Source organism: Falsiroseomonas sp. HW251 (genome assembly GCF_050563545.1).
Classification (GTDB): Bacteria; Pseudomonadota; Alphaproteobacteria; order Acetobacterales; family Acetobacteraceae; genus Falsiroseomonas.
In genome coordinates this window covers 223460-238564 of the sequence record NZ_JBNXUM010000008.1, presented here as the reverse complement: position 1 = coordinate 238564, position 15105 = coordinate 223460, and the positions used below count along the sequence as shown (strand labels likewise).

Here is a 15105-nt window from a genome sequence, read left to right as displayed (position 1 = left end):
AGCGTAAAGTTGGGGGGCCGGGTACCGGAAAGCGGTCACCCCGCCGGGATCACCTTCACCTTCTTCCCGTCGACGCCGAGTGCGACCCTGCCCGCCTTCAGCGCCAGCGCGGCGTCGCCGAAGACCTCGCGGCGCCAGCCATGCAGGGCCGGGACGTCGCTCTCGCCGGCCGCCAGCTTCTCCAGCTCCTCGCTGCTCGCCAGCAGCCGCGGGGCGACGTGATGCGCCTCGGATTGCGCGGCCAGCAGCACCTTCAGCAGCGCGACCAGCGCCGGCGAGGCAACCGGCCCCTTCTCGCGGGGTATCTCGGGCAGGGCGCTCTCGGGCAGGGCGCGGGCCTCGGCGAGGGCGGCCAGCAGCGACACGCCGGACTTGCCCCGGGCGAAGCCCTCGCTGATGCCCCGCGCACGGACCAGCTCGGCCGGGCTTTCCGGCGCGGTCGCGGCGATCTCGAGCAGGGTCTCGTCCTTGACCAGGCGCTGGCGGGGGATGTTGACGCGCTGGGCCTCGCGCTCCCGCCAGGCGGCGGCGGCGCGCAGCATGCCGAGGAAGCGGCGGTTGTGGCTGCGGGGCTTGAGGCGCTCCCACTGCGTCTCGGGGTCGGGGCGATAGGTCGCGGGATCGGCCAGCGCCGCCATCTCCTCTTCCACCCAGCGCGTGCGGCCCTCGCGCTCGAGCCGTTCGGTGAGCGCGCGGTAGATGCGGCGCAGATGCGTGACGTCGGCCGCGGCGTAGGCGATCTGGGCCGGGCTCAGCGGCCGCGCCGACCAGTCGGAGAAGCGGTGCGCCTTGTCGATCGAGGCGCTGGCCAGCGAGCGGGCCAGGCCGTCATAGCTCACCTGGTCGCCGAAGCCCGCCACCATGGCGGCGATCTGGGTGTCATAGATCGGGGTCGGCACGGCGCCGAAGCGCAGCAGGAAGATCTCCACGTCCTGGCGGGCGGCGTGGAAGACCTTGGTGACGGCCGGGTCGGCCAGCAGGGCGCCGAGCGGGGCCAGGTCCATCCCCGGCGCCTGGGCGTCCACCACCGCGACCTCGTCGTCGCTGGCGAGCTGGACGACGCAGAGCTCGGGCCAATAGGTCCGCTCGCGCATGAACTCGGTGTCCACCGTGACGAAGGTCTCGGTGCGGAGCCGGCCGCAGAGCGCGGCGAGGGCGTCGGGGTCCGTGATCAGGACCGGCGCCTCGGCACCGGCCGGGGGGCGGCGGCTCATGGAAACCGGTTTAGACCCTGCCTTCCCCGCGGAAAAGCCGGGCGCGGCGGCGGATGCGACGCGGCATGGCTTGACTTCGGGGGCCGGGGGTGGCGGTTTCGCCCGACCTCCAGGCACTCCGGGACCTCTCATGCACGCCTACCGCACGCACACCTGCGGCGCGCTCCGCGCCGCCGACGCCGGCCAGACGGCCCGGCTCTCGGGCTGGGTGCACCGCAAGCGGGACCATGGCGGGCTGCTCTTCGTGGATCTGCGCGACCATTACGGCCTGACCCAATGCGTGGTGGCGCAGGGCTCGCCGGCCTTCGCGGTGCTGGACGCGATCCGGCCGGAGAGCGTCGTGACCGTGACAGGGGAGGTCGTGCCGCGCGAGGGCTCGACCGTGAACCCGAAGCTGCCGACGGGCGAGATCGAGCTGCGGGTGAAGGAGGTCGCGGTCCAGTCCTCGGCCGAGGTGCTGCCGATCCAGGTCGCTGGCGAGCAGGAATTCCCGGAAGATCTGCGGCTGCGCTACCGCTTCCTGGATTTGCGGCGGGAGAGGCTGCAGAGGAACCTGCTGCTGCGCAGCCAGGTCATCGCGTCGATCCGGCGGCGGATGATCGAGCAGGGCTTCACGGAGTTCCAGACTCCCATCCTGACAGCGTCGAGCCCCGAGGGGGCGCGCGACTTCCTCGTCCCGGCCCGCCTGCACCCCGGCAAGTTCTACGCCCTGCCGCAGGCCCCGCAGCAGTTCAAGCAGCTGACGATGGTCGCGGGATTTGACCGCTACTTCCAGATCGCGCCCTGCTTCCGCGACGAAGCGAGCAGAGCCGACCGTTCTCCCGGCGAATTCTATCAGCTTGACTTCGAGATGTCTTTCGTCACGCAGGAGGACGTCTTCGCCGCGATCGAGCCGGTGCTGGCCGGCGTGTTCGAGGAGTTCTCGGACTTCACCGGCACGAAGCGCGTCGTGACGCCGGCGCCTTTCCCGCGCATTCCCTACGACACCGCGCTGCTCGAGTTCGGGACGGACAAGCCCGACCTGCGCAACCCGCTGCGCATCCGCGACGTGACGCAGCACTTCGCCGGCGGGTCCTTCGGCCTCTTCGCGAAGATCGCGGGATCGGGCGGCGTCGTGCGCGCGATCCCCGCGCCGGGCGCCGGCGGCAACCCCCGCAGCTTCTTCGACAGGATGAACGAATGGGCGAGGGAACAGGGCGCCGGCGGCCTGGGCTACATCACCTTCAGCAACGGCGAGGCGGCGGGGCCGATCGCCAAGAACCTGGAGGCTGCCCGCGTGAAGGCGATCGCGGAGGCCTGCGGATTGGGCCCGAACGACGCCGTCTTCTTCGCGGCGGGCAAGAAGGACGAGGCCGCGAAGCTCGCGGGCCAGGCGCGCACCCGTCTCGGCAACGAGCTCGGCCTCATCGAGAAGGACGCGTATCGCTTCTGCTGGATCACCGACTTCCCGATGTATGAGTTGAACGAGGAGACCGGCCAGGTCGATTTCAGCCACAACCCCTTCAGCATGCCGCAGGGCGAGCTCGAGGCGCTCAACACGATGGATCCGCTAGAGATCAAGGCCTACCAGTACGACATCGTGTGCAACGGCATCGAACTCAGCAGCGGCGCGATCCGCAACCACCGCCCCGACATCATGATCCGCGCCTTCGAGATTGCGGGCTACAGCGCCGAGACGGTGGAGCAGCGCTTCGGCGGCATGCTCAACGCCTTCCGCTACGGCGCCCCGCCGCATGGCGGCTCCGCGCCCGGCATCGACCGCATCGTCATGCTGCTGGCCGACGAACCCGCGATCCGCGAGGTCATCCTCTTTCCTATGAACCAGCAGGCCGAGGACCTCATGATGGGCGCGCCGGCGCCGGTGGATCCGGCGCGGCTGAAGGAACTCTCGATCAAGCTCGACCTGCCGCCGCCGAAGCCTTCCGCCGCGCCAAAGGCGTCCTAACTCAGCATGACCAGCCGAGGAGCCGCGATGACGATCCGCCCCACACGCCGGTTCCTCGCCGCCGCCGCGATCCTGCTGATCGCGGGCGGCGCCGAGGCGCAGAATACCCCTCCGGCGCCTGCCGCGACCCAGGCCCAGAACGGCGTCGCGCCAGAAGCGATCAACGCCGGCGTCGCCCGTCAGGCCGCGCATCGCGCGGCTTATCGCCTCTCCCTGGGCGAGGGCCGCAATTCCGGCATCACCGCCGTCAACGGCGCGATGGTCTTCGACGTGCAGGACGCCTGCGAGGGCTGGGCCACGCGCCAGCGCATGACCATGACCGTCACGGACCGCGACGGGCAGGAGGTCGAGACGGTCTCGGACTACGCGACCTACGAGGCGAAGGACAATTCGCGCCTGCGCTTCTCCCTCACGCAATCCACCGGCGGCGCCGTCAGCCAGCGCGTAGCGGGCGAGGCCGAGCTGAAGCCCGACGGGTCGGGCCTGGTGCGCTACAGCGAGCCCAGCGGCAAGGAGGAGAGGCTGCCCGCGGGCACCATGCTGCCCACGCGGCATACCGTGCTATCCATCGAGACGGCGCGGGCGGGTCGGCGACTGATGGCCGGCCCGCTCTTCGACGGCACGACGGACGAGGGCGCGCAGGACACGACGACGATCATCCTGGGCTGGAACGCGACGCCGGACGCCAATCCGCGCTTCCCTCTGCTGGCCGACCAGGGCTCGGCGCGCATGCGCATCGCCTTCTTCCAGCACGGCAACGCCTCGGGCGGCGCGAGCTCGCCGGACTACGAGGTCGGGCTGCGCTACTACGAGAACGGCGTCGCCGACGACCTGGTGATGGATTTCGGCGAGTTCTCGGTCCGCGGCACGCTGCTGGAACTCACGCCCGTTCCCGGCGGCTGCTGATCACGCCCGCGCGAAAAGGTCCACGATCGCCTCGCGCTCCCTCGTGCGCGTCAATGCGAGCTGCAGCAGCACCCGCGCCTTCTGCGGGTTTAGGTTGTCCGCGTTGATCATGCCCTGCGCGGCATAGCGCCGCGCCGGGAAGGTCCGGCCCGATCCCGCGCGGGAGGACAGCACCACCGTCACGCCCGCCTCCGCGGCTTCCGCCAGCGCAGCGCGCTCCTCCGGCGTGGTGAAGCCTGGTGCGAAGCCCGCCGCGACGATCCCCTGCGCACCGGCGGCGCGGAAGGCGCGGATCGCGACGCCGTCGCTGCCCGCGACGGAGTAGTTCACGTCCACCCGCGGCGGCGTCTCGATCGCGCCGATGTCGAAGCGCTCGCTCGGCGGCAGCAGCCGCGTCGGGCGGCGCCAGTAGCTGATGCGGTCGTTGTCCACGTGCCCGAGCACGCCGACATCCGGGTCGCGGAAGGTCTGCAGCCTTCCGGTCGAGGTCTTGGTGACCTCGCGCGCCGCGTGGATCTCGTCGTTCAGCACCACCAGCGCACCGAGACCCCGCGACTGCGGATCGCCCGCGACGCGCACGGCATCGACGAGGTTCATGTGTGCGTCAGTGGACAGCCCCGTGAAGGGCCGCTGCGCGCCGGTGACGACGATCGGCATGTCGTCGCGCGCGGTCAGCGACAGGCAATAGGCGGTCTCCTCCAGCGTCGCCGTGCCATGCGTGACGACGATGCCGGCGAGATCGGCATGCGCGGCCTTCACCGCCGCGAAACTCTCCAGCAGCCCGCGCCATTCCGCCCAACCGATGGCGGTGGAGGGAATGGTGGCGAAGGGCACGGCGACGACCTCCGCGACCTCGTGCAGCACGGGCAGGCGCGCGACGATCTCCTGGGCCGTCAGGATCGGCAGGCCGGAGGAGCCGTAGTCCTGCGTGTCCAGCGGGCCCACGCCCTGGGAGGCGATTGTACCGCCCGTCGCGACGATCGCGACTTTTGGCTTGGCCATGCGATCCAGACCTCCCCTCCTCGCGAACTACCGTCGCTGCGCCCTGCGGTCATCGCATGGGCGGCCTTCTGGTCATGCCGGGAGTGAGACGGCCGCGCGCCCGCGCGTCAAGCCGGCGCGCCGGATCCAGCGCAGCATCAACAGCACCGCTACCATCATCACCCCCGCGGCCAGCCCGACCCAGATCCCGACCGCGCCGAGGCCCATCGGAAAGGCCAGCACCAGGCCGAGCGGCAGCCCCACCACCCAGTAGCCGATCCCCGTCAGCAGCATCGGCACGGTCGTGTCCTTCAACCCGCGCAACGCACCCGAGGCCACGGCCTGCACGCCATCCGCCAGCTGGAACAGCCCCGCCACGACCAGCAATGTCGCCGCCAGCGCCGCGGTGCCCGCCGCGTCCGCCCGCCCGGCATCGAGGAACAGGCGCGCGATCGCCTCGCCCCAGCCGATCAACGCCACCGCCGCGCCCGCCATGAAGCCGACGCCGAGCGCGATCGCCGCCCAGCCCGCCCGCGCCGCGCCCTGCGCATCGCCCGCGCCGGCCGCGAGCCCGACGCGCGCCGTCGCGGCCTGGCCGATCCCCATCGGCACCATGAAGGTCACCGTCGCGCATTGCACCGCGATGGCGTGCGCGGCGATCGAGGTCGCGTCCAGCCAGCCCATCAGCAGCGCGGCGGAGGCGAAGATCCCGATCTCGAGCAGCATCGAGCCCGCGATCGGCAGCCCGACCGCCACCGTCTCCCGCAGCCGCGCCATGTCCGGCCGCCAGAACCGGCCGAGGATGCGGAAGCGCCGAAGCCGCCGGTCGCGCGCCATCACAGCCAGCAGGCCGAGCAGCATGACCGCATTGGCGCTGGAAGAGGCGAGCCCCGCCCCCACCACGCCCAGCGGTGGCAGGCCGAGCCCGCCGAAGATCAGCCAGGCGTTGAGCGGCACGTTCAGCGCGATGCCGAGCCCCGCCATCGCCATTGCCGGCCCGGGCCGCTGCTCCGCGGCCAGGAACCCGCGCAGCACGACGAAGCCGAGGAAGAAGGGCTCGCCGACCAGCAGCGCGCGGACATACTGCCCGGCCAGCGCGGCCAGCACGGGATCCTGCCCGAGCGCCAGCAGGATCGCCTCGGCCTGCCACATCGCGAGCGTGAAGGGCACCAGCGAGAGCGCGGTCGCCCAGAGCGCCGCGCGCACGTCCCGCCGCATGCCCCGCACGAAGCCAGGCCCCCGCCCGCGGGTCTGCGCCGTCGTCGCCGCGGCCGCCGTCGCTAGGCCGAAACAGGGCGCGATCGCCGCGAAGACGAGGTTCATCCCGAGGGTGGCCGCCGCCAGTTCCTGCGTCCCGACATGGCCGAGGAAGATCGTGTCGGTCAGCGTCAGCGCGAATTGCGAGAGGTTGGTCAGCACCAGCGGCCAGGCGAGCAGCAGCGTCGCCCGGAACTCCGCCCGCCAGGTGCCGGTCGCGTTCATCGCCCGCGTCTAGCCCGGCCCGCATGGAGCACGCTACACACCTCGGGACGTCCATGGATTTGCCCCGATGCAGCGACGACACCTGCTTGCCGCGCCCGCGGTCCTGACCGCTACCAGCCTGACCTCGCCGGCCGAGGCTCAGGCGCCCCGCATCGTCACCGAGGAATTCATGGTGCCGACCGCCGAGGCGGGGATCGAGGTGTTCCTGCGCTCGAAGCGTCCCGAGGGGCTCGCGCCCTCGCCCGGGCGCACGCTGCTGTTCGTGCATGGCGCGACCTATCCCGCGCATACCGCCTTCGACCTGCCGCTCGCCGGTGTGTCCTGGATGGACTACATCGCCGGCCGCGGCTTCGACGTCTGGTGCCTCGACCTGCCGGGCTATGGCCGCAGCACCCGCCCCGCCGCCATGGCCCAGCCGCCTGAGGCCAACCCGCCCCTGGTGCGCGGCGATCAGGCCGTGGCGGCGCTCGCGGCGGCACAGGGCTTCATCCGCCAGCAGCGCGGCGTTGCCCGCACCTCGCTGATCGGCTGGTCCTGGGGCGGATCGCTGGCCGCTCGGCTGGCCACAGAGACGCCGGGCGTGGTGGAGCGCCTCGTGCTCTACGCACCGCTCTGGTTGCGCAGCACGCCGGGGATCGCCGGTTCGGGGGAGGCGCTCGGCGCCTATCGAAGCGTGACGCAGGCGCAGGCGCGGGAGCGCTGGCTCGACGGCGTACCGGAGGCGGCGCGCGCCGCTCTCATCCCGCCCGGCTGGTTCGAGCACTGGGCCGGCGTGACCTGGGCGACCGACCCCGAGGGCATGCGGCGCAACCCGCCGGTGCTGCGCGCGCCCAACGGCGCGCTGCAGGATGGACGGGACTACTGGCAGGCCGGTCGTCCCTTCTACGACCCCGCGAAGGTGACGGCGCCGACGCTGCTCGTCGTCGGCGAATGGGACCGCGACGCGCCGCCTTCCCTCGCGACGACGCTGTTTCCCCTCCTGACGGCAAGTCCGGGAAAGCGGTGCGTCCTGCTCGGCGAGGGCACGCTGTCCATGATGCTGGAGCGGAATCGCGGTGCGCTCTACCAGGCGGTCCAGGTCTTCCTGGAGGAATCGGCCGCCTGAATTTTCCTCCATGATGTCGTTGGATGTCGCCGCTTTATTGTCGGTTTCATCTGTCGGCGTGAGGATACGCGGCCCGGCGTGATTCGGCCGGCTTGGAGGGAAACCGACTCATGCGACTCTTGCGCCGCGGCCTGCCGGCCGCCCTGCTTTCGCTCACTCTGGCAGCGCCGGCGATGGCGCAGTCCCAGGACCCGTCCTTCCGGGTCAACAACCGCACCGGCAACACCATCAACGAGATCTACGTATCCTCGGCCAACGACAATTCCTGGGGCCAGGACCGGCTGGGCGCGAACGTGCTGGCGCCGGGCCAGAGCTTCACCATCCGCCTGCCGCAGGCGCAGTGCCTCAACGACATCCGCATCGTCTTCGCGAACGGCCAGGCGCATGAGCGCCGCCGCGTGGATACCTGCCAGATCACCGACTACAACATGCAGTAACTCGGGCAGGGAACGCCGATCCCCACCCGCCCGCCGCTTGGCTTCACCTGCTCCCTCTCCCGCTTGCGGGGGAGGGTCGGGTGGGGCTAAGCGATCGCTAAAGCGGCAACCGCACGACGAAATTCGCACCGCCGCCTTCCGCGTCCTGCACGGCGATGCTGCCGCCATGGGCCTTGGCGATGGTACGGCACAGCGCGAGCCCCACGCCCGTTCCCTCGCCGTCCCGCTTCGTCGTGAAGAAGGGGTCGAAGACGCGCTCGCGCAGCGTCTCCGGCACGCCGGGGCCGGTATCCCGCACGCTGAGCACCGCATCGCGCCCGTCGCGCCGCAGCGTGACCGTCACGCGCCTCGGCGCTGCGTCGTCCATCCCCAGCACCGCCGCGCGCGCATTGGCGACGAGGTTGCCGACGAGATGCGCGATCTGGTCGGCATCGCCCCGCAGCGGCGGCAGGTCGCGCGCGAGGTCGATGACGAGCTCGATCCCCTGCGCCTGGGCGCCCTCGCCGGCGATGTCGAGCCCGGTCTCCACCGCGCGCGCGAGGTCGATGGGGTCGCGCCTCGGCGGCTTCTGCCGGGCAGAGGCCAGCAGGCTCGACACGATCCGCCCGCAGCGCTCGGCCGCCAGCCGCACCTTCTCCGCGCGGCCGTGCAGGGGCGTGCCCTCCGCCTCCTCGGCCAGCAGCAGCGACTGCGCCGCGACGACGGCGAGCGGGTTGTTGATCTCGTGCGCGACGCCGGCCAGCAGGCTCGCGATCGCCGACAGCCTCTCGTTGCGGCGCAACGCGTCGCGGCTGGCGCGGCGCGCGCGCTCGGCGTCGCGGCGGGCGGTGATGTCGATATAGGTGTTGACCAGCGTGCCGTCGGCGAGGCGCTCGCGCCTGACCTCGATGGTGCGCCCGTCCGGACGCGTTTCCTCGAAGCGGCCGACGGGCGCGGTCATGATCTGCGCGACGCGGGTGGCGATCAGCTCGTCCTCGGTCCGCGTCGCGTCCTCATGCGGGTAGAACTCGGCGCGGCGAAGGCGTTCGCGCACGAAGTCCGCGACCGGCGTGCCGGGGGCGGCGAGATGTTCGGGGAAGCCGTACAGGCGCAGGAAGCCGCGGTTCGCCAGTACCAGCCGCGCGTCGGGCGAGACGATGTTCACGCCGTCCGCGATGCCTTCCAAGATGGCGCGCAGGTGCTGGCGCTGCGCGGCCGCCTCCTCCTCGCGCCGCTTCAGGTCGGTGAGGTCGCGCATGTAGTTGATGAAGGCTCCTGCCGGCTCGCCTGCCCTGCCGAAGGGGGCGCCGAAGGGCGCAAAGGTGTAGCCGATGTAGCGCCTGCCGTTCCGGCGATAGTCCACCCAGCCTTCGAAGGTGACGGTCTCGCCGGCCAGCGCGCGGTCGGAAACCGGCTGCAGCTTCGCCGCGAGATCCGGCCCGACCAGTTCGGTGGTCGTCAGGGTCAGGATCTCCTCCACGCTGCGCCCCGCGAAGGCCGCGAATTCGCGGTTCACGTAGAGGTAGCGGCGGTCGCGCGCGACGACGCAGACCCGCGCCGGCGCGGCGTCCAGGACGCCGCGGAGCAGCGCGAGCTCGCTTTCCGGCGTGCGCGCCTCAGGCGTCGGCGTTGGGGTCGAAGACATAGCCCGCGCCGCGGATCGTCTTGATCACCGCGGGCCGCTCCGGCACCGCCTCGACCTTGCGCCGGATACGCGCGATGCGGACGTCGATGGAGCGGTCGAAATGCTCCTCGCCGCGGTTATGCGCGAGCTCGAGCAGCGTCTCGCGAGTCAGCACGCGGCCCGGCCGCTCGGCGAAAGCGCGGAGCAGGGCGAATTCGCTCGGGCCGAGCGGGATCTCCGCGCCGTCCGCGCCGGTCAGGCGGCGGCCGTCGAGGTCGAGCCAGGTGCGGCCCATGCGCACGCGCTTGCCGTCCGCCACGGGCGCCGGTGCGGCGGGCGGCGGCGTCGCGGCGGGCGCGGGGGCAGGGCCCGGGGCGGCCGGCGGGGGGCCTGCCAGCGCCTGCTGCGTGGCTTCCCGCCGGCGCAGCACGGCGCGAAGCCGCGCCAGGAGCTCGCGCAGGTCCACGGGCTTGGCGATGTAGTCGTCGGCGCCGACCTCGAGCCCGACGACGCGGTCCACCACGTCGCCGGCGGCGGTCAGCATCACGATGCCGATATCGCTTTCCGCCCGCAGCGCGCGGGCGACCGACAGCCCGTCCTCGCCCGGCATGGCGATGTCGAGCACGACGCAATCCGCCGGCCGTTCCGCCAGCAGCCGCTTCAGCACCGCGCCGTCCTCGGCGCGGCGGACATCCATGCCGCGGCGCGCCAGGTATTCCGCCACCGCTTCGCGCAGGTCGGTCTCGTCGTCGCACACGATGATGGCGGCGCTGTCCGCCATGCTGCCCTCCGCTTCTTCTTCCCCGGTTCGGGCGACTCGCGCCACGACACCCCGGCCGGCAGGCGCCATGCAACATGGCGCGAAGCCGTCGTGCAACAGAGGATACCATTCGGCCGGCTCGGTGAAACGTCCACGAAACCTGGCGCCGATAGAAGGACGGCGTCCCCGCTCAAGGAGAACCGCCATGCCCCGCGCCACCGACCACAGCCTCTGGACCGTGCTGCACCGCGCCTGGCTCGCCGCCGCGACGGAGCGGCCGAGCGACCCGCGGCTCGCGGAGGATGCCGGCGTGCCCGCAAGGCCCGCGCCGCGCATCCTGCCGCCGCTGGTCGGCGCCTGGCTGCACTGATCCTCCGCTCGCCCGAGCGTTGACAGGGGGGCCGTCCCGGGCGTCCCCTGCCGCGCCGGGAGGGCAGCATGGCCAGCGACGACCACGACCAGACCAAGAAGAAATTCCGCCTGCGCAGCCAGCGCTGGTTCGACGACCCGTCCGACCCCGGCATGACCTCGCTCTACTGCGAGCGGCAGCTGAATTTCGGCACGACCTTCGAGGAGCTGCAGTCCGGCCGGCCGATCATCGGCATCAGCCAGACCGGCAGCGACATCGCGCCCTGCAACCGCCACCACACCATCCTGTCGCAGCGCATCAAGGAAGGCATCCGCGACGCCGGCGGCGTGCCGCTGGAATTCCCGGTCCACCAGATCCAGGAGACGTTGAAGCGCCCGACCGCGGCGCTGGACCGGAACCTGCAGTACCTCAGTTTGGTCGAGATCCTGCACGGATACCCACTGGACGGCGTCGTGCTGACCATCGGCTGCGACAAGACGCCCGGCGCGGCGCTGATGGCGGCGGCTACCGTCAACATCCCGGCCATCGCCTTCTCCGGCGGACCGATGCTGGATGGCTGGTACAAGGGCCGCCTGGTGGGCTCCGGCACGGTGGTGTGGGAAGCCCGCCGCCAGCTCGCCGCTGGCGAGATCGACAACCGGCAGTTCATGGAGGCGGTGGCCGCGAGCTCCACCTCCTGGGGCCATTGCTCGACCATGGGCACGGCGCTCTCCATGAACAGCCTGGTCGAGGCGGTCGGCATGAGCCTGACGGGCTGCGCGGCGATCCCCGGGCCCCACCGCGAACGCGCGCAGATGGCCTATTGGACCGGCCGGCGGATCGTGGAGATGGTGAAGGAGAACCTGACGCCGTCCGCGATCCTCTCGAGGAAGGCCTTCGAGAATGCGGTGGCGGTGGCGAGCGCGATCGGCGCGAGCTCGAACTGCCCGCCGCACATGATCGCCATCGCGCGGCACATGGGCGTGGAGCACGATCTCGACGACTGGCAGCGCGTCGGCGCCGACATCCCGCTGCTGGTGGATTGCCAGCCCGCCGGCCGCTTCCTCGGCGAGGCCTTCCATCGCGCCGGCGGCGTGCCGGCCGTGATGCGCGAATTGATGGAAGCCGGGCGGCTGCATGGCGACGTCATGACGGTGACCGGGAAGACCGTCGCGGAGAACCTGAAGGACGTCCCGCTCTCGCCTGACCGCGAGGTCATCCGCGCCTATGCCAAGCCGATGAAGGAGAAGGCCGGCTACCTCGTGCTGACCGGCAACCTCTTCGACAGCGCGGTCATCAAGGTCAGCGTCATCGACGAGGACTTCCGGAAGCGCTTCTTTTCCGAGGACCCCGACGTCTTCGAAGGCAAGGCCGCCGTCTTCGAGGGGCCGGAGGACTACCACGCGCGGATCGAGGACCCGTCCCTCGGCATCGACCAGCACACCGTGCTGGTGATCCGCAACTGCGGGCCGGTGGGCTATCCCGGCAGCGCGGAGGTCGTGAACATGCAGCCGCCGGCGGCCCTCATCAAGCAGGGCGTCAAGGCGCTGCCGACCATGGGCGACGGACGGCAATCCGGCACCTCCGGCAGCCCGTCCATCCTGAACGTCACGCCGGAAGCGGCCGTCGGCGGCGGGCTCGCGCTGCTCAGGCATGGCGACCGCATCCGCATCGACCTGAAGAGCCGCCGGGTGGACGTGCTGATCCCGGAGGCGGAGCTCGCCGCGCGCAAGGCCGCCTGGACGCCGCCCAAGCTGCTGAACAAGACGCCGTGGGAGGAGATCTACCGCAACAACGTCGGCCAGCTCGGCACCGGAGCCTGCCTCGAGCCCGCGACGCTGTTCCTGAACATCCTGGAGACGCGCGGCGAGAGCCGGCACAACCATTAGGCTCGGCGTCTCGCCGCGGTTCAGCGGGCCAGGACCGCGACGCGCGGCGGAATGAGGTCCGTGACGAGGCCGGGGCCGGGTGGCATGGCGAAGCCGTCCGGCCCGTCCGCCGCACGCTCGAGGAAGGCCTCGTAGCCGAGCGTCTCCTGCAGGCGCTCCATCACGCGGCGGCAGGCCGTCGCGGCGTCGCCGGCCTGGTCCGGGCCCGCGCAGCGCAGAAGGAAGCTCGCCTCGGCCTCGGGCCCGTATTCCAGCGCCGGCGCCGCCGCCGGGACACCGGGCGCGGTCAGCATGAAGGCCACTACGCGGGGCAGCAGCATCCGGCACAGCCGGGTGGCGCGGTTCGGGTTCGATGGCCCGGGGTGTCCCGGGTGCAGGCGTTCACGCGGCATCGGCAGCGCTCCTTGCTCTCGGCAGGCCCTCATTGGCCTCGGGAGCAAGGATGCCTGGCCCGCATTGCGCGAAGATGCCGCGGCGCGCTGAATCGGGTTTCACGTGCGCCGGCCGGGATTTCACGGATGTCGCCATGGCGGCGCGGTGGGCTTTGACGCCGGCCGATCTCGGCCCATCATGGCGCGAAGGCAGGGAGAAGACGGACGCCATGGTCGGCCAGCGGCTTGCAGGCAAACGCTGTTTCGTCACCGCCGCCGCGCAGGGGATTGGCCGCGCCGCGGCGCTCGCCTTCGCCGCCGAGGGTGCGGAGGTCATCGCGACCGACCGCGACGCCGCGAAGCTCGCGGAGCTGAACGCGCCGGGGCTGACGACCGCGGTGCTCGACATGCTCGACGCGTCGGCGATCGAGGCTGCGGCGAAGCAGGCCGGCGTGATCGACGTCCTGTTCAACTGCGCGGGCTTCGTGCACCAGAACACGATCCTGACCGCGACCGAGGCGGAGTGGGACTTCGCCTTCGACCTGAACGTGCGGTCCATGTGGCGCATGCTGCGCGCCGTGCTGCCCGGCATGATCGAGCGCAAGCGTGGCGCCATCGTGAACATGAGCTCCGCGTGCTCCTCGATCAAAGGCGCGCCCAACCGCTTTATCTATGGCACGACGAAGGCCGCGGTGATCGGCCTGACCAAGTCGGTCGCGACGGAATACGTGCGCGAGGGCATCCGCTGCAATGCGATCTGCCCGGGCACCGTGGACACGCCGAGCCTTGGCGAGCGGATCGCGGCGAACGCCACGCAGGCCGGCGGGCTGGATGCGGCGCGCTCGGCCTTCGTCGCACGCCAGGCGATGGGGCGGCTCGCGACGGCCGAGGAGATCGCGGCCCTCGCGGTCTACCTCGCCAGCGATGAGAGTGGCTTCGTCACGGGCCAGGCGATCGTCATCGACGGCGGCTGGACTCTGTGACGTACGGCAGAATGCACGCCCGTCCATGAGCGCTGAGGTCCGCGGATCGCCGGGCTTGATGGCGACGCGCGAACCCCCACCCTCCCACGCCGCTGAGCGGCGCGGGGCCCATCCCTCCCCCGCAAGCGGGAGAGGGATCCTCGTCGCGGCCCTTTTCCGCTGTTGCCCGAAAGGCTAGGGAAGACAGATGAAGCTCCTCCGCTACGGTCCTGCCGGCGCCGAAAAGCCCGGTCTCCTCGATGCCTCCGGCACGATCCGGGACCTGTCCGGCGTGATCCCTGACATCACCGGCGCCACGATTTCCCCGGCTTCGCTCGCGAAGATCGCGGCGATGGATCCCGCGACGCTCCCGGCGGTCTCCGGCAATCCGCGCCTCGGCCCGCCCGTGACCGGGATGAAGAACCTGGTCTGCATCGGCCTGAACTACGCCGACCACGCCGCTGAGACCGGCGCGCCGATCCCGAAGGAGCCGATCGTCTTCCTGAAGTCGCTGAACGCGCTGTCGGGGCCCAACGACGACGTCGTCATCCCGCGCAACTCCGTGAAGACGGACTGGGAAGTCGAGCTCTGCATCATCATCGGCACGCGCGCGAAGTACGTGGCCGAGGAGAACGCGCTGGATCACGTCGCGGGCTACGCCGTCGGCAACGACGTGTCGGAACGCGAATGGCAGGCCGAGCGCGGCGGCGCCTGGGACAAGGGCAAGGGCTTCGACACCTTCGGGCCGCTCGGCCCCTGGCTGGTCACCAAGGACGAGGTGCCGGATCCGCAGAACCTCGCCATGTTCTGCGACGTGGACGGCGTGCGCCAGCAGGACGGCTCGACGCGGACCATGATCTTCGGCGTGAAGCAGGTCGTGAGCTATGTCAGCCAGTGCATCACGCTCAACCCGGGGGACGTGATCTTCACGGGCACGCCGCCGGGCGTGGGGCTGGGCAAGAAGCCGACGCCTGTGTTCCTGAAGGCCGGGCAGACGATGCGGCTCGGCATCGCGGGGCTCGGCGAGCAGCAGCAGAAGCTCGTCGCATCGGACTGATGTCCGGCCTCACGGTCCTGGTCTTCGACTTCCCAACGGCGCCT

Annotated in this window: 14 protein-coding genes; 8 read left to right on the top strand and 6 right to left on the bottom strand. The window is 71.3% G+C overall.

Annotated elements, in window-relative coordinates; translation table 11 throughout:
- Nucleotides 1–35 precede the first annotated feature (35 nt).
- Nucleotides 36–1214, bottom strand: coding sequence for a ribonuclease D (gene rnd, locus ACLF3M_RS12290; protein ID WP_430657213.1), 1179 nt, complete (start codon nt 1212–1214; stop codon nt 36–38).
- A 130-nt stretch (nt 1215–1344) separates the two neighbouring features.
- Between rnd and aspS the strand changes: the two genes are divergently transcribed.
- Both aspS and ACLF3M_RS12280 read left to right on the top strand, forming a co-directional pair.
- A complete protein-coding gene (gene aspS, locus ACLF3M_RS12285; RefSeq protein WP_430657212.1) occupies nt 1345–3159 on the top strand; it encodes an aspartate--tRNA ligase in 1815 nt (604 codons plus the stop codon).
- Between the two features lie 27 nt (nt 3160–3186).
- Entirely contained in the window at nt 3187–4065 is an 879-nt protein-coding gene (locus tag ACLF3M_RS12280) for a cell envelope integrity EipB family protein (RefSeq protein WP_430657211.1), read from the top strand.
- Here ACLF3M_RS12280 and ACLF3M_RS12275 read toward each other — a convergent pair whose 3' ends face one another.
- Nucleotides 4066–5067 carry an asparaginase gene (locus ACLF3M_RS12275; RefSeq protein ID WP_430657210.1) on the bottom strand — a complete coding sequence of 334 codons (1002 nt, stop codon included), beginning with the start codon at nt 5065–5067 and terminating at the stop codon, nt 4066–4068. It abuts the gene before it with no gap.
- Between the two features lie 72 nt (nt 5068–5139).
- Nucleotides 5140–6528 carry an MATE family efflux transporter gene (locus ACLF3M_RS12270; protein ID WP_430657209.1) on the bottom strand — a complete coding sequence of 463 codons (1389 nt, stop codon included), beginning with the start codon at nt 6526–6528 and terminating at the stop codon, nt 5140–5142.
- Nucleotides 6529–6595: 67 nt separating this feature from the next.
- Between ACLF3M_RS12270 and ACLF3M_RS12265 the strand changes: the two genes are divergently transcribed.
- Both ACLF3M_RS12265 and ACLF3M_RS12260 read left to right on the top strand, forming a co-directional pair.
- Nucleotides 6596–7633, top strand: coding sequence for an alpha/beta hydrolase (locus tag ACLF3M_RS12265; RefSeq protein WP_430657208.1), 1038 nt, complete (start codon nt 6596–6598; stop codon nt 7631–7633).
- Between the two features lie 110 nt (nt 7634–7743).
- Entirely contained in the window at nt 7744–8070 is a 327-nt protein-coding gene (locus tag ACLF3M_RS12260) for a hypothetical protein (protein ID WP_430657207.1), read from the top strand.
- Nucleotides 8071–8167: 97 nt separating this feature from the next.
- Here ACLF3M_RS12260 and ACLF3M_RS12255 read toward each other — a convergent pair whose 3' ends face one another.
- Nucleotides 8168–9694, bottom strand: a complete 1527-nt coding sequence (locus ACLF3M_RS12255) for a PAS domain-containing sensor histidine kinase (protein WP_430657206.1) — start codon at nt 9692–9694, stop codon at nt 8168–8170.
- Nucleotides 9666–10454, bottom strand: a complete 789-nt coding sequence (locus tag ACLF3M_RS12250; protein ID WP_430657205.1) for a response regulator — start codon at nt 10452–10454, stop codon at nt 9666–9668. Before ACLF3M_RS12250 ends, ACLF3M_RS12255 begins: the two co-directional genes overlap by 29 nt.
- Nucleotides 10455–10638: 184 nt before the next feature.
- Here ACLF3M_RS12250 and ACLF3M_RS12245 point away from each other — a divergent pair, with 184 nt between their 5' ends.
- Nucleotides 10639–10803, top strand: a complete 165-nt coding sequence (locus ACLF3M_RS12245) for a hypothetical protein (RefSeq protein WP_430657204.1) — start codon at nt 10639–10641, stop codon at nt 10801–10803.
- Between the two features lie 68 nt (nt 10804–10871).
- Nucleotides 10872–12671 carry an IlvD/Edd family dehydratase gene (locus ACLF3M_RS12240; RefSeq protein ID WP_430657203.1) on the top strand — a complete coding sequence of 600 codons (1800 nt, stop codon included), beginning with the start codon at nt 10872–10874 and terminating at the stop codon, nt 12669–12671.
- A 20-nt stretch (nt 12672–12691) separates the two neighbouring features.
- Here ACLF3M_RS12240 and ACLF3M_RS12235 read toward each other — a convergent pair whose 3' ends face one another.
- Complete coding sequence (locus tag ACLF3M_RS12235) at nt 12692–13063, bottom strand: hypothetical protein (RefSeq protein WP_430657202.1); 372 nt, start codon at nt 13061–13063, stop codon at nt 12692–12694.
- A gap of 209 nt (nt 13064–13272) precedes the next feature.
- On the opposite strand from ACLF3M_RS12235, the gene ACLF3M_RS12230 reads away from it, so the two are divergent.
- Together ACLF3M_RS12230 and ACLF3M_RS12225 are read left to right on the top strand one after the other, a co-directional pair.
- Nucleotides 13273–14025, top strand: a complete 753-nt coding sequence (locus tag ACLF3M_RS12230) for an SDR family oxidoreductase (RefSeq protein ID WP_430657220.1) — start codon at nt 13273–13275, stop codon at nt 14023–14025.
- 187 nt (nt 14026–14212) lie between these two features.
- Nucleotides 14213–15061, top strand: a complete 849-nt coding sequence (locus ACLF3M_RS12225) for a fumarylacetoacetate hydrolase family protein (RefSeq protein ID WP_430657201.1) — start codon at nt 14213–14215, stop codon at nt 15059–15061.
- The last annotated feature ends 44 nt before the right edge of the window (nt 15062–15105 follow it).

What these genes read in the sequence shown, in the direction of transcription:
- rnd (WP_430657213.1), bottom strand. Translation starts at nt 1,214, where the DNA reads ATGAGCCGCCGCCCCCCGGCCGGTGCCGAGGCGCCGGTCCTGATCACG.
- ACLF3M_RS12240 (WP_430657203.1), top strand. Translation starts at nt 10,872, where the DNA reads ATGGCCAGCGACGACCACGACCAGACCAAGAAGAAATTCCGCCTGCGC.
- ACLF3M_RS12275 (WP_430657210.1), bottom strand. Translation starts at nt 5,067, where the DNA reads ATGGCCAAGCCAAAAGTCGCGATCGTCGCGACGGGCGGTACAATCGCC.
- ACLF3M_RS12250 (WP_430657205.1), bottom strand. Translation starts at nt 10,454, where the DNA reads ATGGCGGACAGCGCCGCCATCATCGTGTGCGACGACGAGACCGACCTG.
- ACLF3M_RS12280 (WP_430657211.1), top strand. Translation starts at nt 3,187, where the DNA reads ATGACGATCCGCCCCACACGCCGGTTCCTCGCCGCCGCCGCGATCCTG.
- ACLF3M_RS12230 (WP_430657220.1), top strand. Translation starts at nt 13,273, where the DNA reads ATGGTCGGCCAGCGGCTTGCAGGCAAACGCTGTTTCGTCACCGCCGCC.
- aspS (WP_430657212.1), top strand. Translation starts at nt 1,345, where the DNA reads ATGCACGCCTACCGCACGCACACCTGCGGCGCGCTCCGCGCCGCCGAC.
- ACLF3M_RS12245 (WP_430657204.1), top strand. Translation starts at nt 10,639, where the DNA reads ATGCCCCGCGCCACCGACCACAGCCTCTGGACCGTGCTGCACCGCGCC.
- ACLF3M_RS12260 (WP_430657207.1), top strand. Translation starts at nt 7,744, where the DNA reads ATGCGACTCTTGCGCCGCGGCCTGCCGGCCGCCCTGCTTTCGCTCACT.
- ACLF3M_RS12265 (WP_430657208.1), top strand. Translation starts at nt 6,596, where the DNA reads ATGCAGCGACGACACCTGCTTGCCGCGCCCGCGGTCCTGACCGCTACC.
- ACLF3M_RS12225 (WP_430657201.1), top strand. Translation starts at nt 14,213, where the DNA reads ATGAAGCTCCTCCGCTACGGTCCTGCCGGCGCCGAAAAGCCCGGTCTC.
- ACLF3M_RS12255 (WP_430657206.1), bottom strand. Translation starts at nt 9,694, where the DNA reads ATGTCTTCGACCCCAACGCCGACGCCTGAGGCGCGCACGCCGGAAAGC.
- ACLF3M_RS12235 (WP_430657202.1), bottom strand. Translation starts at nt 13,063, where the DNA reads ATGCCGCGTGAACGCCTGCACCCGGGACACCCCGGGCCATCGAACCCG.
- ACLF3M_RS12270 (WP_430657209.1), bottom strand. Translation starts at nt 6,528, where the DNA reads ATGAACGCGACCGGCACCTGGCGGGCGGAGTTCCGGGCGACGCTGCTG.